At 60.3% G+C, this 1,492-nt stretch carries 1 protein-coding gene; it reads right to left on the bottom strand.

The window, feature by feature from the left end; translation table 11 throughout:
- The coding region (locus GOACH_RS22945; RefSeq protein ID WP_245552007.1) for a recombinase family protein at window positions 1-1,472 on the bottom strand (1,472 nt) is incomplete at its 3' end.
- Window positions 1,473-1,492 lie beyond the last annotated feature (20 nt).

Below are 1,492 nucleotides of genomic sequence, written 5' to 3'. Positions count from 1 at the left end.
ACCAATACGGATTCTTTCAAACCCGCGTCATCGTGCGCGGGTTTGTTCTGTCCTGCGTGGTCATCGCGTGTGACGCGCGGGCGTTTGGTCAGAGCGACGTCGTCGGCGGTCGATACGGCGGCGCGGATCGCGTCGAACGGTTGGTTGAGAGTGCCGGTTGCGTCGTGCTCACTGAGTTCGATGCGTTCGAAGAATGCTTGGTTGTAGAGCCGTCGGATGGGTGGTTCGGCGTTGAGGTATCCGTAGTAGCAGTTCTCGGCGTACTGGAGCGCCAGGTGCAGGTTGTGTTCGATCTCAGCCGTCGTCGCGGTCACGGCGTTCGTTTGTTCGTCGATGCTGGCCAGTTGGCGTGCGATGCGATCTTGTTCGGACTTGAGGAGGTCAAGGGGGACGGCATTGGCGTAGTGGGCGCGGAGAAGCTGGGTGCGTTCGGCGAGCAGTCTCTCCTTCTGGGTGGCAAGGTCACGCTGCTGAGTTTCGGCGGCTTTCTGATCTGCGGATAGATCGGCGAGAAGGTTTTGCGCGACGACGCTTCGCTGTTCCGAGGTGAGCTGGACATCCCGGTAGAGGTCCTCGACAAGCATTTCGGCGACATCGATGGGGATGGCCTTTTGGAGGCAGTCGTTACGTTTCTGGTGGCGCCCGATGCACATGAAGTACGGGTACACCCGTCCCTGTCGGTTCTTGGACATGGTGATGACTAGCCGGCTGCCACAGCGGCAGAAGATCGATGACTTGAGGTAGTGAGGATGCTCCCGCTGTTTTTCGCCGCTTGCATGCTCACCCAGGACGACTTGGACACGTTCCCACGTCTGCGAATCGATCAGCGGCTCATGTCGCCCTGGATAGGCGACCTCGCGATACATGACGTCACCTTTATAGTAGGGGTTGCGCAGGATAGTGCTTAGAGAATTGATCCGAATGGGCTTGCCCGGACGGTTGCGGATACCCCGCGAGGTGAATCCGCGAGCTTCAAGTGCTTCGGTGAGCTGGCGCAGCGTCCAGTCGCCGGTGGCGTACTGCTCGTACGCCCAGGTGATCAGCGGGCCGCGTTCGGGATCGATGTCGACTGTACGGACTTCGCGGCCCTCGCTGTTGATAGCGGCGACGTTGCGGTAGCCGAGCGGGGCGAGTCCTGGGGTGCCGCCGGTTCGGGCTTTCTGCTCCATACCTTTGACGACTTCGGTGGCGAGGTTTCGTGAGTAGAACTCGGCGATGGAACTCATGATGCCGTGTAGCAGCATGCCGGATGCCGTGTCGTCGATATTCTCGGTAGCAGAGACCAGCTGTGCACCGCTCTTCTGGATTGCCAGGTTGATGGTGACGTCGTCGGCGCGGTTGCGTGCGAGGCGGTCCACCTTGTGGACGATGACGTAGTCGACGGGGGTCTCCGCGATGTAGCGAAGCATCTCTTGAAGTTTCGGGCGATCTGCGGATCGGGCGGATTCACCTCGGTCAGGAAACTCTGCGATTATGGCCGCGCCGAGCGATT

It is taken from the genome of Gordonia aichiensis NBRC 108223, from assembly GCF_000332975.1.
GTDB classification, from domain to species: Bacteria; Actinomycetota; Actinomycetes; order Mycobacteriales; family Mycobacteriaceae; genus Gordonia; species Gordonia aichiensis.
The sequence above is the reverse complement of the archived record's forward strand: the minus strand, read 5'-3'. Positions and strand labels throughout refer to the sequence as shown.